The organism is Piscinibacter gummiphilus, from assembly GCF_002116905.1.
Taxonomy (GTDB): domain Bacteria; phylum Pseudomonadota; class Gammaproteobacteria; order Burkholderiales; family Burkholderiaceae_C; genus Rhizobacter; species Rhizobacter gummiphilus.
Genome location: NZ_CP015118.1, coordinates 5,522,778 through 5,536,468, shown reverse-complemented (window position 1 = coordinate 5,536,468; position 13,691 = coordinate 5,522,778). Strand labels below are relative to the sequence as shown.

Here is a 13,691-nt window from a genome sequence, read left to right as displayed (position 1 = left end):
GTCCGCCGTCAGGCGCGCGGTTCCGCGCCCTGCAGCACGATGCGCTGCACGTTCGCCACCGTCTCCTCGAAGAAGTCGGGGTCGGCGAGCGTGCGGCCGGTCAGCAGTTCCACCTGCGTGGCGAAATCGGCGTAGTGCTGGGTCACCGCCCACAGTGCGAAGACGAGGTGGTGCGGGTCCACCGGGGCGAGGCGGCCGCCGTCGACCCACGTGCGGATCACACCGGCCTTCTCGTCCACCAGCGCGCGCAACGCGTTGGCGAGTTCGTCGCGCAGCAGCGGGGCGCCCTGGATGACCTCGAGGCAGAACAGCCGCGAGGCTTCGGGCCGGTCGCGCGAGAACGCGAGCTTGCTGCGGATGTAGCCGGCCAGGGCCTCGTGCGGGTCCTGGTCCGCCGCGAAGGCGCGCAGCGGTTCGAGCCACACGTCGAGCAGGTCGCGCAGCACGGCCACGTACAGCGCTTCCTTGTTCGCGAAGTAGTAGAAGAGGTTCGTCTTCGACACGTCGGCCGCGGCGGCCACCTGGTCGATGGTGGTGCCGTGCAGCCCGAAGCGCGAGAACAGGCCCAGCGCGGCGCCGAGGATGGCGGCCCGCTTGTCGGCGATCTGGCGGTGGCGGCGGGTGCCTTCGGCGGCGGGGACCACGGCCTTGCGGGCCGGGCGGGGTTTCGTCGGGGTGGTGGGCATGGAAAGCGCGGACCGGTCGGTGAACCGGCGCGTTTGTAGCACAACCCACGCCCGTCATCCCGACGGAGGCGCGCGAAGCCGCCGACCGATCAAGCAACACGCGAGCCCGGGTTTCCCGGGCGACCCGTGGCGCCCCCTGGGGGCAGGAGGCGCCAGCCGACTGGGGGGGCCTTTAGAACGGCGAATCGGGGAAGTGGTACTTCGCCGCGTTCTCCTTCGTGATCAGCACCGACGGAATGATCGTCGTCGCAGGCATCGCCGTGCCCTTCACCCGCGCGTCCGCGGTGAGCTTCATCGCGTCGGCGATCATGCTCGGCGAGTAGGTCACGTCGGCGGTGACGACCTTGTCGCCGTCGAGGACCTTCTTCACGTAGTCCTTCGACCCGGCGCCACCGAGCACGAGCTTGATGTCGGTTCGCTTCGCCTGCTCGATGGCCTTCTGCACGCCGACCGCCATGTCGTCGTCGGACGCCCACACCGCGTCGATCTGCTTGAAGCGCGTGAGGTAGTCCTGCATCACCTTGAAGGCGTCGTCGCGGTTCCAGTTGCCGTGTTTGGCGTCGAGCACCTTGATGCCCGGGTTCGCCTTCATCACGGCGTTGAACGCGTCCACGCGCTGGTTGTCGATCACGGTCGGGATGCCCCGCAGAATCACGACGTTGCCCTTGCCGCCGAGCGCCTTGGCGACGTACTCGCCGGCCACCTTGCCGAAGCCCGGGTTGTCGCCGGCGACGTACGCGTTCTGCGCGCTGGTGTCGGTGAGGCCGCGGTCGACGACGGTGACGAACACGCCCTTGCCCTTGACCTGCGCCACCGGCTGCGTGAGCGGCGCGGACTCGAACGGCAGGATCACGAGCGTGTCGATCTTGTTGACCGTCTGCAGGTCCTGCACCTGGTTGGCCTGTTCGCTGGCCGACCCGGCGGTCTTCACGATGACCTTCATCTCGGGGTACTGCTTCTCGAGTTCGGCCTTCGTGCGGTTGGCCCAGTAGACGACACCGCCGGCCCAGCCGTGGGTGGCCGACGGGATCGACACGCCCATCGTGGTCTTCGGATTGCCTTGCGCGAAACAGCCGGCGGCGGCGAACAGGCCGATGGCGGCCAGTGCAACACGGGAGAGGAATCGAACGTTCACGTCAATCTCCTGAGGATGTTCGCGGCCGAGCCCCGGCCGCCGAGGGATACCGGGTTCAGCGCCGTCCGCGCTGCAGGAAGGCCACCGCGATGATGACGATGCCCTGCACCGCCGCGTTGAGGTACACGCTGATGATGTTCGTGAGGTTGAGGATGTTGCTGATGACCGAGAGCAGCACCGCGCCCACCACGGTGCCCACGATGCGGCCCTCGCCGCCCTTGAGCGCCGTGCCGCCGACGATCACCGCGGCGATGGCCTCCAGCTCCCACAGCAGCCCGGTGGTGGGCGAGGCGGAACCGAGGCGCGGCACGTACAGCAGCGTGGCGATGCCCACGCACACGCCGAGTCCCACGTAGGTGAGGATCTTCACGCGGTCCACGGCCACGGCGGCGTAGCGCGCCACCTGCTCGTTCGACCCGATGGCCTGCACGTAGCGGCCGTAGCGCGTGCGGTTGAGGATCGCGAGGCCGGCCACCGCCACCAGCGCGAACACCCAGATGGGCAGCGGCACGCCGAGCGCGCTGCCGTAGTACACGGGGCTGTAGACCTCCGACAGCTTGCCGTCGAGCGTGATGGCACCACCGTTGGCGAACCACGTCAGGAACGCGCGGAAGATGCCCAGCGTGCCCAGCGTGACGATGAACGGTTCGATGCGGCCCTTGGTGATCAGGATGCCGTGGGCCCAGCCGAACACCGCGCCGAGCGCGAGCGCCGACAGCATGCCCAGCGCGACGATGGCCACGGGCGACGCGACGTGCGGGATCAGCGCGTTCATCAGCAGGATCACGCTGCCCGCGATCAGCGCCGCCATCGAACCCACCGACAGGTCGATGCCGCCGGCCGTGATGACGAAACACATGCCCACCGCGATGATGCCGATGAACGCGGTGCGCGTGAGCACGTTCATCGCGTTGTCCCACGTGGCGAAGTCGGGGTTCAGCAGCGTGCCCGCGAAACACAGCAGCACGAGGCCCAGCACCGGCCCGAGCCCGGCGGCATGGCGGCGCCACGACCCGCGGCGCGGGCGGTCGGCGACCGGGGCGAGTTCGCTAGTGGGTGCCTGTGGCATGGGCGATGAGTTCCTCTTCGGTGAGGTGGTCCGCGTCGAGCGTGGCCGACACCCGGCCGCCGCGCATCACCACCACGCGGTGGCACAGGCCGATCAGCTCGATCAGTTCGGACGACACGACGACGACCCCGCGGCCTTCCGCCGCGAGCCGCTGGATCAGGAAGTAGATGTCGCGCTTGGCGCCCACGTCGACGCCGCGCGTGGGTTCGTCGAGCACCACGACGCGCGGGTCGGGCTGAAGCACCTTGGCGATCGCGAGCTTCTGCTGGTTGCCGCCCGACAGGCTCGAGGCCGGCGCCTCCGGGTCGCGCGTGCGGATGCCGTGGCCCGCGATGGCCTGGTCGAGCGCGCGCCGTTCGGAGGCGAGGTCGAGCCACGGACGGGCGTGCCGGTCGAGGTCCATCAGGGTGAGGTTGTCCGACAGCGACAGGCGCAGGTGCAGGCCCTTGCCCTTGCGGTCCTCGCTCAGGTATGTGAGGCCCATCGACGCGGCCTGGCGCGGGTTGTCGAAACGCACGGGGCGGCCTGCGAGTTCGACCTCGCCGCCGGACCGTGGCCGCAAGCCGAGCAACCCCTCGAAGAGTTCGGTGCGGCCGGCGCCCACGAGGCCGGCGAAGCCGAGCACCTCGCCGGGCCGCACGTCGAAGGCGACGTCGTGCGCCCAGCCCGGCACCGAGAGGCCGCGCACGCGCAGCAGCGGCGGGGCGTCGGCCACCGGCTCGCGCGGCGGGAACATGTCGACCAGCTCGCGGCCCACCATCAGGTTCGCCATCTGCTGGCGGGTGAGGGTGGACGTGGGCGCACGGGTGACGAAGCGGCCGTCGCGCATCACCAGCACCTCGTCGGTGATGCGCTCCACCTCGTCGAGCTTGTGCGAGATGTAGACGATGGTGGTGCCCTGCTCGCGCAGGCGGCGGATCAGGCCGAAGAGGCGTTCGGTCTCGGAGGGGGTCAGCGTGGCCGTGGGTTCGTCCATCACCAGCAGCCGCGCGTGGCGCGACAGCGCCTTGGCGATCTCGACCAGCTGTTTCTCGGCCACGATCAGGTCGCGCACGGGGGTGTCGGCGGCGATGTGCAGCCCCACCTCGGCGAGCGCCTCGCGGGTGGCCGCGCGCATCGCCGTGTCGTCGAGCCAGCCGAGGGTGTGGAGTTCGCGGCCGAGGAACACGTTCTGGGCCACGGTGAGGTCTTCCGCGAGGTTGAACTCCTGGTGGATCAGCACGATGCCCGCGGCCTCGGCCTCGCGCGAGTCCTTGAACCGGCAGGGGGACGAGGCCACCGCGAGTTCGCCGCCGCTCGCCTGCTCGTAGCCCGAGAGGATCTTCATCAGCGTGGACTTGCCCGCGCCGTTTTCGCCCAGCAGGCCGTACACGTGGCCGGGCTCCAGGTCGAAGCTGACGCCGTGCAGCACGCGCACCGGACCGAAGTCCTTGACGATGCCGTTGAAGCGGACGTGCAGGCTCATGGCGGGATCAGAGCTTCGTCCAGCGCCCGTCCTTGGCCGACGACTTCAGCGCCGTCTCGATGAACACCATGCCCTTGATGCCGTCGTCGATCGTGGGGAACGTGACGGCCTTGTCGAGCCGCTGCCGCTTCCCCGGGCGCGCGGCGCGGATGGCCGCGGCGATCTCGGTGTAGAGGTTCGCGAAGCCTTCGAGGTAGCCCTCGGGGTGGCCCGACGGCACGCGGCTCACGCGGGCCGCGTCCGGGCTGGCCGCGGGGGTGCCGCGCGAGATGACCTGCGTGGGCTGGCCGAACGGCGAGAAGCGCAGCTGGTTCGGATGTTCCTGCATCCATTCGAGGCCGGCCTTGCTGCCGTACACGCGGATGCGCAGGCCGTTCTCGTTGCCCGGGGCCACCTGGCTGGCCCACAGCGAGCCGCGCGCGCCGCCGGCGTAGCGCAGTTGCACCTGCACGTTGTCGTCGAGCACGCGGCCCTTCACGAACGAACTGACCTCCGCGCTCAGCGACTCCACGGTCAGGCCGGTGATGAAGTCGGCGAGGTTGTAGGCGTGCGTGCCGATGTCGCCGATGCAGCCGCCGGCGCCCGAACGTTTCGGATCGGAGCGCCAGCCGGCCTGCTTCTGGCCGGTGGACTCGAGCCGCTCGGTGAGCCACTCCTGCGCGTACTCGACCTGCACGACCCTCAGCGTGCCGAGCGCACCGTCGGCCACGAGCCGGCGCGCGTGGCGCACCATCGGGTAGCCGGTGTAGTTGTGAGTGACGGCGAAGAGGCGCCCGTGCTTCTGCGCCAGCGCCTTCAGGCGCTTCGCATCCTTCAGCGTGGTGGTGACGGGCTTGTCGCAGATCACGTGGATGCCGGCCTTCAGGAACGCCTCGGCGGCCGGCGCGTGCTGGTCGTTCGGCGTGACGATGGCGACGGCCTCGATGCCGTCGGGGCGTGCGGCCTCTTCGCGCGCCATCGTCTCGTAGTCGGGGTAGGTGCGTTCGAGGCCGATCGCGGCGCCCGAGCGCAGCGACTTCTCGGCGGTGGACGACAGCGCGCCCGCGACGAGGGTGTAGTGGTCGTCGAGCCGGGCGGCGATGCGGTGCACGGCGCCGATGAAGGCGCCTTCGCCGCCGCCCACCATGCCGAGCCGCACGCGGGGAGGGAAGGTCGTGGCCATGGGTCAGAGTCCCAGCATGCGGCGCAGCTGCGCCGGGTCTTGTTTCGAGCCGGCGAAGTCGTCGAACGCCTTCCCGGTCACGCGGATGATGTGGTCGCGGATGAAGGCCGCGCCTTCCGCCGCGCCGTCCTCCGGGTGCTTGAGGCAGCACTCCCACTCGAGCACCGCCCAGCCGGGGTAGTCGTACTGGGCCATCTTCGAGAAGATGGCCCCGAAGTCCACCTGTCCGTCGCCCAGCGAGCGGAAGCGCCCCGCGCGTTCCACCCAGGGGCTGTAGCCGGAGTACACACCCTGGCGGCCGGTGGGGCGGAACTCGGCGTCCTTGATGTGCAGCGACTGGATGCGCGAGTGGTAGATGTCGATGAACGCGAGGTAATCGAGCTGCTGCAGCACGAAGTGCGACGGGTCGTAGTTGATGCAGCAGCGCGGGTGGTTGTCCACGCGTTCGAGGAACATCTCGAAGGTGGTGCCGTCGAACAGGTCCTCGCCGGGGTGCAGCTCGAAGCACACGTGGCAGCCGGCCTCGTCGAACGCGTCGAAGATGGGTCGCCAGCGGCGGGCGAGTTCGTCGAACGCGGTGTCGATCAGGCCGGCGGGGCGCTGCGGCCACGGGTACAGGTACGGCCACGCGAGGGCGCCGGGGAAGCTGACGTTGCTCGTGAGGCCGAGGTGGAAGGACGCCTTCGCCGACAGCAGCATCTGCTCCACGGCCCAGGCCTGGCGGGCTTTCGGGTTGCCCTTGACGGCGTCCGGTGCGAAGGCATCGAAGGCCTCGTCGTAGGCGGGGTGCACGGCCACGAGCTGGCCCTGGAGGTGCGTGCCGAGTTCGGTGATCGCGACGCCGTTCTCGCGCGCCACGCCCGCCACCTCGTCGCAGTAGGTCTTCGATTCGGCGGCGCGGCGCAGGTCGAAGATGCGGCCGTCCCACGAGGGGATCTGCACCCCCTCGAACCCCTTTTCGCCGGCCCACCGCGTGATGGCGGACCAGGAGTCGAACGGTGCGGTATCGCTCGCGAACTGGGCCAGGTAGATGCCGGGGCCCTTCAGGGTGGTGGCCATGGTCGTTCCTTTTGTGGAGGAGAGAGACGCGGGGTGGCGGCCGTCAGGGCAGGTTGTCCTTGACGTAGATGTCGATGCGGATGCGCTCCTGGTCGGAGAGCACAGGCTCGCGGGTCAGGCGCGACAGCGCCTGGCGCAGCGCCGAGCGCACTTCGTGGCCGGCGTCCTGGTTGATGACGGCGTCCATCGTGCCGGACAGCAGCTCGCGCCGCGCGTACGGCGTGAGCTCGTGGGCCACGAACACCACGTCGCGCGCGCGGTCGGCTTCGCGCAGCGCGGCGGCGATGCCGCGGTTGCCGGCGCCGAGGCTGTAGAGGCCGATCAGCCGCGGGTGCGCCGCGAGCAGCTCGCGCATCAGGGGCTCGGTGCGCAGCGAGTCGTCCTTGCCTTCGAGCGGCGGCAGCACCTTCAGGTGCAGGAACTCCGAGGCCATGACCTGGCCGAAGCCGAACCAGCGTTCGGCGTGGTCGCGCAGCGCGAGGCTGCCGGCCACCACCCCCACCTCGCCCGGGCGGCCCGCGAGGAAGCGGCCCATCAGCGTGGCGGCGGTGCGGCCCGCGGCGACGTTGTCGATGCCCACGTAGCGGTGGCGGCGCGATGACGGCGCGTCGGACACGAGCGTGACGACGCCCATCCCCGCGTCGACGAGTTCGTCGATGGCCGCGCGCACGAGCGGATGGTCGTGGGCGACGACCACGACGGTGTCGAAGTTGCCCTTCGTCGACCGCAGCCCTTCGGCCAGTTCGGCCGGGTCGAACACGTCGACGGCGGCGATCTCGAGCGTGACGCGGTGGTCGCTCGCCCAGCCGAGGTTGTCGGTGACCTGGTCGCGCAGCATCGCGACGAAGCTGTTGTTGCCCGCGGGCAGCACGAAACACACGCGGTGCGGCTTCGGCCGGGCAAGCCGGGCGGCCGACGGGTCGGGGCGGTAGCCGAGGCGCGCGACGGCGTCGGCCACGCGGTTCACCGTGCGCGCGTGTACGCCGGGGCGCTTGTTCAGCACGCGGTCGACGGTGGCGAGGCTCACGCCCGCTTCACGGGCGACGTCGTTGAGGGTGGCTCGGGTGGTCGTGTTCATGATGGGCTGTGCGGCAATATGAGGTGCGCCCCTCAACGGCGCTTCGGGACATACCCTGAGACCGGTTCCAGGTTCCGAAGGGGCTCCGAAGGGCTTGGGCTATCGTTCGGCATCCCCCTTTTCCCTTCACGAGCGAGACCCCATGGCCGACCACTCCACCCCTCCCGCCCGCAGCCCGGGCGAATCCCGCCGCCGCCAGGTGATGGGCGACGCCTTCGTCGACCGCGCGCTGTCGTCCGCCACGCCGTTCACTCAGCCGCTGCAGCAGCTGGTCAACGACCATGCGTGGGGTGCGACGTGGCAGCGCGGCGTGATCGAGCTGAAGCAGCGCAGCCTCTGCACGGTGGCGATGCTCGCCGCGCTCGGCCACACGAACGAGCTCAAGGGCCACCTGCGCGGGGCGATAAACAACGGCGCGACGCTCGCCGAGTTGCGCGAGGTGTTGCTGCACGTCGCGCCGTACGCCGGTGTGCCGGCATCGGTCGCGGCCTTCCGTGCCGCGGGCGAGTGGATGGCGGCCGAAGGGCTGGCGTTCGAGGACCCTGACGCGGTGCCTTGAGGACGAACGCGACCCACGGTCGTGCGTGAAAAAAGGGGCGCCGTCCTCGCGGAAGGCGCCCCTCGCGCCGGCCCTCCGGGGCCGGTCAGTCCATCAGAGCCCGCTCGTGCGCAGCACCGAGAAGCGGCCCGACGACAGGTCGGCGTTCGGCAGCGCGCCCGACAGGAACGGCGAGAAGCGGGTGTCGTTGTCGACGAAGCGCTTCATCCACGCCACCAGGTACTTGCCGATGACCGGGTTGTTGGTGGTGCTCTGCGGGCAGAAGTGGGTCTCGCCGCGCAGCTCGTAGTAGCCCTTGGGCGTGCTGGCCGGCATGCGGTTGTAGAAGTTCAGCGAGTGGTCGGCGTTGCCCGCCACCGTGTCGTCCTGGCACGCGAGGTAGCCGGTGGGCACCTGCAGGTTCGAGAAGTTCTTGTCGCTGCTCCACGGCGTGAGCGGGAAGGCGCCCTTGATGTTGGCCGGGGAGTTGCGCGCCGTGAGGATGGACGCGCCGCCGCCCATCGAGTGGCCGGTGACGCCGCGGCGGGTGGTGTCGACCTTGCCGTAGATGGGGCTCGTGCGGCGGGCGTTCTGGGCGATGGCGTAGTCGATCGCGGCGAGCTGCTGGCGCGAGCGGCTTTCAGGGAAGTCGAGCGTGCTGTTGACGTCGATCATCACGACGACGAAGCCGTGCGATGCGAGGCGCGGGCCCAGCCAGGCGATGGACGACGACTGTGCGAGGTAGGGTGGGGCCACGGCGATCAGGCCGTAGGTGCCGGCGGCGGTGGGGTAGTGCAGCGAGCCGCCGCCGAAGCCCGTGGCGCTCAGGCTGCTGATCGAGGTGGAGCTCACCGCGAACGAGCCGCGCGCGGCCTCGAGGTTGGCGACGGTAGGGGCAGGGCCCTTCTGGTACGGGTTGGTCTGGGCGAAGGCGGTGGCGGACGCCAGCATCGCGCCGCACAGCACGGCGGCCTGGAACAAGGTCTTCATCTCTGTCTCCTGGTCTGGGGCGCCCCGGCCGACGGCCGGGGTGGCCGCCGGCGGAGGGCGTCGTGGCCCGTCCTTGTCCGGCGGCAGACGAACGATGAACCGTTGTTCAGTTTTCGTTCAGAGGGTTTTCACGCAACCTGGGTCTGTCTGTCAGAGCCCGTTCGTGCGCAGTTCGGAGAACCGGCGGTTGCCGAGGTCGGCCTGGGGCAGCGCGCCGCTGAGGAACGGCGCGTAGCGTTCGTCGTTGTCGACGAAGCGCTTGAACCAGGCCACCGCGTACTTCCCGATGACCGGGTTGTTGGAGACCGACTGCGGGCAGAAATGGCTCTCGCCGCGCAGCTCGTAGTACGCCTTCGGCGTGCTCGACGGCGTGCTGTTGTAGAACACGCTCGAATGGCTGCTGTTGGCCGCCACGGTGTCCGACTCGCACGCGAGGATGCCGGCCGGCACGCTCAGGCTGCGGAAGTTCTTGTCGCTGCTCCACGGCGTGAGCGGGAAGGCACCCTTGATGTTGGTCGGGGCGTTGCGGGCCGTCAGCAGCGTGGCGCCGCCGCCCATCGAGTGGCCGGACACGCCGATGCGCGTGGCGTCCACCTTGTTGTAGACCGGGCTCGTGGCCCGGCTGCTCTGCTGGATGGCGTACTGGATCGCGGCGAGCTGCTGGCGCGAGCGGCTCTCGGGGAAGTCGAGCGTGCTGTTGACGTCGATCATCACGACGACGAAGCCGTGCGACGCGATGCGCGGGCCGAGCCAGCCGATCGACGAGGACTGCGCGATGAACGGCGGCGCCACGGCGATCAGCCCGTAGCTGCCGGCCGCGGTGGGGTAGTGCAGCGTGCCGCCGCCGAAGCCGGAGACGGTGCTGCTGATGCGGGTCTGGCCCACGGCGAACGGGCCGCGTGCGGCTTCGAGGCCCGAGACGGTGGGGTCCGGACCCTTCTGGTACGGGTTGGCCTGCGCGGCGGCGGCCGCGGACAGCACGAGGGCGCCGCACGCGGCGGCCAGCTGGATCAGCAGTTTCATGGTGTTTGTCTCCGTGACGGTCTGGGGTTGCCGCCGGTGGATTCCGGCGTGCCGCACGAAGATGAACTGACGTTCACTTGTGTCGAATCGGGTTTTCCCTCGGACTCGACCGCATTGAAGGCGGTGTCGCAGAACGCCTTCATTTCATGAAGCGGAGCGCGGTGGCGGGGGTGAGTCCGTGTGGTCGCGGAACGACCCTCAAGTGTGCGAAACCGGGCAGAAACACGCCAGAAGCCCCCGCGTTCGTATACTCCATGACACAGAGATGAACCGTGTTCGTTCCATGAACCGTAAGCGCAGCGAAAAGAGCGAACAGACCCTGGCGGCCATCGTGGCCGCGGGCTTCCTCATTGCCCGTCAGCAGGGCCTCCAGAACGTGTCGCTCACCAGCGTCGCGAAGGAACTGAACATCAGCAAGGGCGGTGTCGCCCTGCGCGTCGGGTCCATCGACGCGCTGAAGAACATGGTGCTCGACGAGTACGAGGCGTTCTTCCGCCGCACCGTGTTCGAACCCGCGATGACCGCCGAGCCCGGCCTGCCGCGGCTCGACAAGATGATGCACCTGTGGATCACGGGTGGCGCCGACATGCACGTGCTGATCGGCTCCATGTACGGCCACTGCACCTTCGAGGTCGACCCCGTGCACCTGCCGTTGCGCGCGCGCCTCGTGAAGGGCTTCGTGCTGTGGCAGTCGGCGCTCGAACGCACCATCCGCCAGGCCGTGGCGCTCAAGCACCTGCGGCCCGACACCGACCCCGAACAGCTCGTCTTCGAGATCTTCGGGCTGATGATGAGCTTCATGTACGCCCAGCGGCTCTCGAAGAGCGAACATTCGCTGGAGCGGGCCGAGGCCGCGTACACGCGGCTGCTCTGGCCCTACCGCAGCGTCGTCGCCTAGGCCGGCCTTCTCGGCATCACCATCTTCGACACGAGGACCTGTACGACCTCGCCGCGCTGGTTCTTCGTCTCGCTGCGCAGCGTGGCGATGCCACGGTCGGGGCGCGTGGCCGACGGGCGCACGTCGATCACCTCGGTCTCCACGTGAAGCACGTCGCCCGGCCGCGTGGGGCGCGGCCACTGCAGCTCGCAGCCCGCGCCGATGTTGCCGCCCTGCACGCGCATGCCGGTCGTGACCATCAGCCGCATCGAGATGGACGCGGTATGCCAGCCGCTGGCGGCCAGGCCGCCGAACAGCGAGTCCTTTGCCGCCTCGTGGTCGAGGTGGAAGGGCTGCGGGTCGAACTGCTGCGCGAACGCGATGATCTGCGTTTCGTCGAGCGTGTGTTCGCCGGTGGTGAATCGGTCTCCGATGTGGATGTCGTCGAGGTAGAGGGGAGCGGTCATCGGGCTTCTCCGGGTTTCAGGACGGATGGGGTCGGGGAGGGGCGTTCCTCCGGCACGCGGCGGACCCACGGCACGCATGCGATGGCGGCGAACGCGGCGAGCGCCACGACCATCACGGTGAGCAGGCCGTTCAAGCCACCCCCCATGCGGGTCACCACGAGGTGGCCGAGGGCGGCGATCACCAGCAGCCGCACCGAACTCGCGAGCGTGGACCAGCCCATGCGCCGAGCGCCCTGCGACGCGAAGTACAGCGCGAGGCCCAGCCCGAAGAGCCCGTAGGCCGGGGCGACATGGCGCAGGTAGGCCGCGCCCGCCTCGATGGCGGCGGGGTCGTGCGTGAAGAGACCGAGCCAGGCGCGCGGGAACAATGCGGCGGCGAGGCCCACCACCTCGGTGACGGCGGCGGCCATCAGCGCGCCGGTCCATGCGATCTGCCGTGCGCGGGCGAGTTGCCCCGCGCCCACGTTCATGCCGATCATCGCGACCATGCCCGTGCCGATGCCGAACACCAGCGGCACCTGCAGGTACTCCAGGCGGATGCCGAGCCCGAAGCCGGCGAGCACGGGGATGCCCAGTGGCGCGACGAGTGCCGTGGCCGCCACCACCGACAGGTTCGTGTTGACGTTGTTGACGATGGCGACGCCGCCCACGCCGAGGATGTCGGCGAAGTGGTCGCGCCGCAGGGGCTGGCCGAAGCGCAGCCGCACGCCCCCGTCGCCGCGCAGCAGGCTGCGACCGAGCACGAGGCAGCCGAGCAGGTAGTACAGCACCAGGGCGAAGCCCGCACCCGCGATGCCCAGTCCGGGCAGCGGGCCCGCGCCGAAGATCAGCACGGGCGAGACGACCAGCAGCACCCCTACGCCGCCCGCGAGCACGAGCGCCGGCAGCCGCATGTTGCCGCTGCCGCGCAGCACGCTCGCGAAGGCGTTGAGCAGCCACAGCAGCGTCGCGCCGCAGAAGATCGCGTTGGAATACGTGAGTGCCGCCGACAGCCCGGCGTCCCGCCCGCCCATCGCCGCGTACAGCCACGGGCCGCCCAGCAGCGCACACAGCGTGAACACCACGCCGAAGCCCAGCGCGATCACCACCGAATGCATCACGAGGGACTCGGCGCGTTCGTGGTCGCCGGCGCCGAGCGCCCGCGCGATGGCCGAGGAGATGCCGCCGCCGATGCCGCCCGCGGACATCATCTGCATCAGCATGACGACCGGGAACACGAGCGCGGCCCCGGCCAGCGCATCGACCCCGATGAGCCCGACGTAGTAGCTCTCGAGGAAGTTGGCCGCGGCCTGCGCGAGCATGACCACGAGGTTGGGCACCGCGAGCTTCAGCAGCGTGGGCCCGACGGGCCCGCGCAGCAGCAGGTCCGCCCGCGCGCGGGCGGCCTGGGCCGCCGGGGTCGCGGGCGCGTTCATCCGCGCGTGGCGGGGGCCAGGTACGCGCCGGCCGACAGGCCCTGCTTCACCTGGTGCGAGATGGCGTCGGCCAGCACCTCCGACTCACCCGCCTCGACGGCGGCGATCACCTGGGCCACGACGTCCTCGGGGCGCGACTTGGGCGCGTTGATCTTCGCCGTCATGTCGGTGTCCATGAACCCGACGTGCAGGGCGACGACCTGCGTGCCCTGGGCCTTCAGGTCCTGGCGCAGGCCGTTCGTCAGGGCCCACGACGCGGCCTTCGTGGCCGAGTAGCTGCCTGTGCCGGGCAGCGTGGCCCAGCTCAGCGCCGACAGCACGTTGACGATGGCGCCACCGCCGTTGGCGGCGAGGTGCGGCGCGAACGCCTGGCTCACCGCCAGCAGGCCGAAGGTGTTCACCTCGAACTCGACACGGAAGGCGTCGAGGCTCGCCTGGCCGTTCAGCAGCCCGCCGCCGTTGGAGATGCCGGCGTTGTTGATGACCAGCGTGACGTCGCGGAAGTCCCGCGCCGCGGCCAGCACTTCGCCGGGGCGGGTGACGTCCAGGCGCACGGGCTGCACGCCGGGGATGTCGACCGATGCGGGGTCCCGCGCGGCGGCGTAGACCTTCTTCGCGCCGGCCGCGAGCAGCGCCTTGGCGAAGGCGGCGCCGAGCCCGCGGTTGGCGCCGGTGACGAATGCGACGGAGTCTTTGATCTTCATGGCGAGGGGTCCTTTTCAGGCAA

The 13,691-nt window shown here is 70.1% G+C and carries 14 protein-coding genes; 2 read left to right on the top strand and 12 right to left on the bottom strand.

Annotated features, from left to right (window positions below; genetic code table 11):
- Positions 1 to 8 precede the first annotated feature (8 nt).
- From rutR to A4W93_RS25265, 7 genes are all read right to left on the bottom strand, one after another.
- Positions 9 to 686 carry an HTH-type transcriptional regulator RutR gene (rutR, locus tag A4W93_RS25295; RefSeq protein ID WP_085753250.1) on the bottom strand — a complete coding sequence of 226 codons (678 nt, stop codon included), beginning with the start codon at positions 684 to 686 and terminating at the stop codon, positions 9 to 11.
- Positions 687 to 858: 172 nt separating this feature from the next.
- Positions 859 to 1,791 (bottom strand): ABC transporter substrate-binding protein, encoded by a 933-nt coding sequence (locus A4W93_RS25290; RefSeq protein ID WP_407081720.1) that lies wholly within the window; start codon positions 1,789 to 1,791, stop codon positions 859 to 861.
- Between the two features lie 85 nt (positions 1,792 to 1,876).
- A complete protein-coding gene (locus A4W93_RS25285; protein ID WP_085753248.1) occupies positions 1,877 to 2,890 on the bottom strand; it encodes an ABC transporter permease in 1,014 nt (337 codons plus the stop codon).
- Positions 2,871 to 4,355, bottom strand: a complete 1,485-nt coding sequence (locus A4W93_RS25280; protein WP_085753247.1) for a sugar ABC transporter ATP-binding protein — start codon at positions 4,353 to 4,355, stop codon at positions 2,871 to 2,873. The genes A4W93_RS25285 and A4W93_RS25280 overlap by 20 nt, the downstream gene beginning before the upstream one ends.
- A 7-nt stretch (positions 4,356 to 4,362) precedes the next feature.
- Positions 4,363 to 5,517 (bottom strand): Gfo/Idh/MocA family protein, encoded by a 1,155-nt coding sequence (locus A4W93_RS25275; protein WP_085753246.1) that lies wholly within the window; start codon positions 5,515 to 5,517, stop codon positions 4,363 to 4,365.
- 3 nt (positions 5,518 to 5,520) lie between these two features.
- Complete coding sequence (locus tag A4W93_RS25270) at positions 5,521 to 6,576, bottom strand: sugar phosphate isomerase/epimerase family protein (protein ID WP_085753245.1); 1,056 nt, start codon at positions 6,574 to 6,576, stop codon at positions 5,521 to 5,523.
- Between the two features lie 43 nt (positions 6,577 to 6,619).
- Positions 6,620 to 7,654 carry a LacI family DNA-binding transcriptional regulator gene (locus tag A4W93_RS25265; RefSeq protein ID WP_085753244.1) on the bottom strand — a complete coding sequence of 345 codons (1,035 nt, stop codon included), beginning with the start codon at positions 7,652 to 7,654 and terminating at the stop codon, positions 6,620 to 6,622.
- Positions 7,655 to 7,796: 142 nt separating this feature from the next.
- Here A4W93_RS25265 and A4W93_RS25260 point away from each other — a divergent pair, with 142 nt between their 5' ends.
- Positions 7,797 to 8,213 carry a carboxymuconolactone decarboxylase family protein gene (locus tag A4W93_RS25260; RefSeq protein ID WP_085753243.1) on the top strand — a complete coding sequence of 139 codons (417 nt, stop codon included), beginning with the start codon at positions 7,797 to 7,799 and terminating at the stop codon, positions 8,211 to 8,213.
- Positions 8,214 to 8,306: 93 nt separating this feature from the next.
- Here A4W93_RS25260 and A4W93_RS25255 read toward each other — a convergent pair whose 3' ends face one another.
- Together A4W93_RS25255 and A4W93_RS25250 are read right to left on the bottom strand one after the other, a co-directional pair.
- Complete coding sequence (locus A4W93_RS25255; RefSeq protein ID WP_085753242.1) at positions 8,307 to 9,182, bottom strand: poly(ethylene terephthalate) hydrolase family protein; 876 nt, start codon at positions 9,180 to 9,182, stop codon at positions 8,307 to 8,309.
- A 150-nt stretch (positions 9,183 to 9,332) separates the two neighbouring features.
- On the bottom strand, positions 9,333 to 10,205 hold the full coding sequence (locus A4W93_RS25250) for a poly(ethylene terephthalate) hydrolase family protein (protein WP_218919167.1): 873 nt from the start codon (positions 10,203 to 10,205) through the stop codon (positions 9,333 to 9,335).
- Positions 10,206 to 10,488: 283 nt separating this feature from the next.
- Between A4W93_RS25250 and A4W93_RS25245 the strand changes: the two genes are divergently transcribed.
- Complete coding sequence (locus A4W93_RS25245) at positions 10,489 to 11,103, top strand: TetR/AcrR family transcriptional regulator (RefSeq protein ID WP_085753240.1); 615 nt, start codon at positions 10,489 to 10,491, stop codon at positions 11,101 to 11,103.
- On the opposite strand, the gene A4W93_RS25240 is transcribed toward A4W93_RS25245, so the two are convergent.
- From A4W93_RS25240 to A4W93_RS25230, 3 genes are read right to left on the bottom strand one after another with little or no spacing between them, the layout of a single operon-like run.
- A complete protein-coding gene (locus tag A4W93_RS25240) occupies positions 11,100 to 11,549 on the bottom strand; it encodes a MaoC family dehydratase (RefSeq protein WP_085753239.1) in 450 nt (149 codons plus the stop codon). The genes A4W93_RS25245 and A4W93_RS25240 overlap by 4 nt on opposite strands.
- Positions 11,546 to 12,964: an MATE family efflux transporter gene (locus tag A4W93_RS25235; protein ID WP_085753238.1), complete on the bottom strand. Its 1,419-nt coding sequence runs from the start codon at positions 12,962 to 12,964 to the stop codon at positions 11,546 to 11,548. The genes A4W93_RS25240 and A4W93_RS25235 overlap by 4 nt, the downstream gene beginning before the upstream one ends.
- Positions 12,961 to 13,668 carry an SDR family oxidoreductase gene (locus A4W93_RS25230; RefSeq protein WP_085753237.1) on the bottom strand — a complete coding sequence of 236 codons (708 nt, stop codon included), beginning with the start codon at positions 13,666 to 13,668 and terminating at the stop codon, positions 12,961 to 12,963. Before A4W93_RS25230 ends, A4W93_RS25235 begins: the two co-directional genes overlap by 4 nt.
- Positions 13,669 to 13,691: the final 23 nt, after the last annotated feature.

Coding starts and splice junctions, on each gene's coding strand:
- A4W93_RS25285 (WP_085753248.1), bottom strand. CDS start 2,890: ATGCCACAGGCACCCACTAGCGAACTCGCCCCGGTCGCCGACCGCCCG.
- A4W93_RS25265 (WP_085753244.1), bottom strand. CDS start 7,654: ATGAACACGACCACCCGAGCCACCCTCAACGACGTCGCCCGTGAAGCG.
- A4W93_RS25240 (WP_085753239.1), bottom strand. CDS start 11,549: ATGACCGCTCCCCTCTACCTCGACGACATCCACATCGGAGACCGATTC.
- A4W93_RS25250 (WP_218919167.1), bottom strand. CDS start 10,205: ATGAAACTGCTGATCCAGCTGGCCGCCGCGTGCGGCGCCCTCGTGCTG.
- A4W93_RS25245 (WP_085753240.1), top strand. CDS start 10,489: ATGAACCGTAAGCGCAGCGAAAAGAGCGAACAGACCCTGGCGGCCATC.
- A4W93_RS25260 (WP_085753243.1), top strand. CDS start 7,797: ATGGCCGACCACTCCACCCCTCCCGCCCGCAGCCCGGGCGAATCCCGC.
- A4W93_RS25270 (WP_085753245.1), bottom strand. CDS start 6,576: ATGGCCACCACCCTGAAGGGCCCCGGCATCTACCTGGCCCAGTTCGCG.
- A4W93_RS25230 (WP_085753237.1), bottom strand. CDS start 13,668: ATGAAGATCAAAGACTCCGTCGCATTCGTCACCGGCGCCAACCGCGGG.
- A4W93_RS25280 (WP_085753247.1), bottom strand. CDS start 4,355: ATGAGCCTGCACGTCCGCTTCAACGGCATCGTCAAGGACTTCGGTCCG.
- A4W93_RS25275 (WP_085753246.1), bottom strand. CDS start 5,517: ATGGCCACGACCTTCCCTCCCCGCGTGCGGCTCGGCATGGTGGGCGGC.
- A4W93_RS25235 (WP_085753238.1), bottom strand. CDS start 12,964: ATGAACGCGCCCGCGACCCCGGCGGCCCAGGCCGCCCGCGCGCGGGCG.
- A4W93_RS25255 (WP_085753242.1), bottom strand. CDS start 9,182: ATGAAGACCTTGTTCCAGGCCGCCGTGCTGTGCGGCGCGATGCTGGCG.
- rutR (WP_085753250.1), bottom strand. CDS start 686: ATGCCCACCACCCCGACGAAACCCCGCCCGGCCCGCAAGGCCGTGGTC.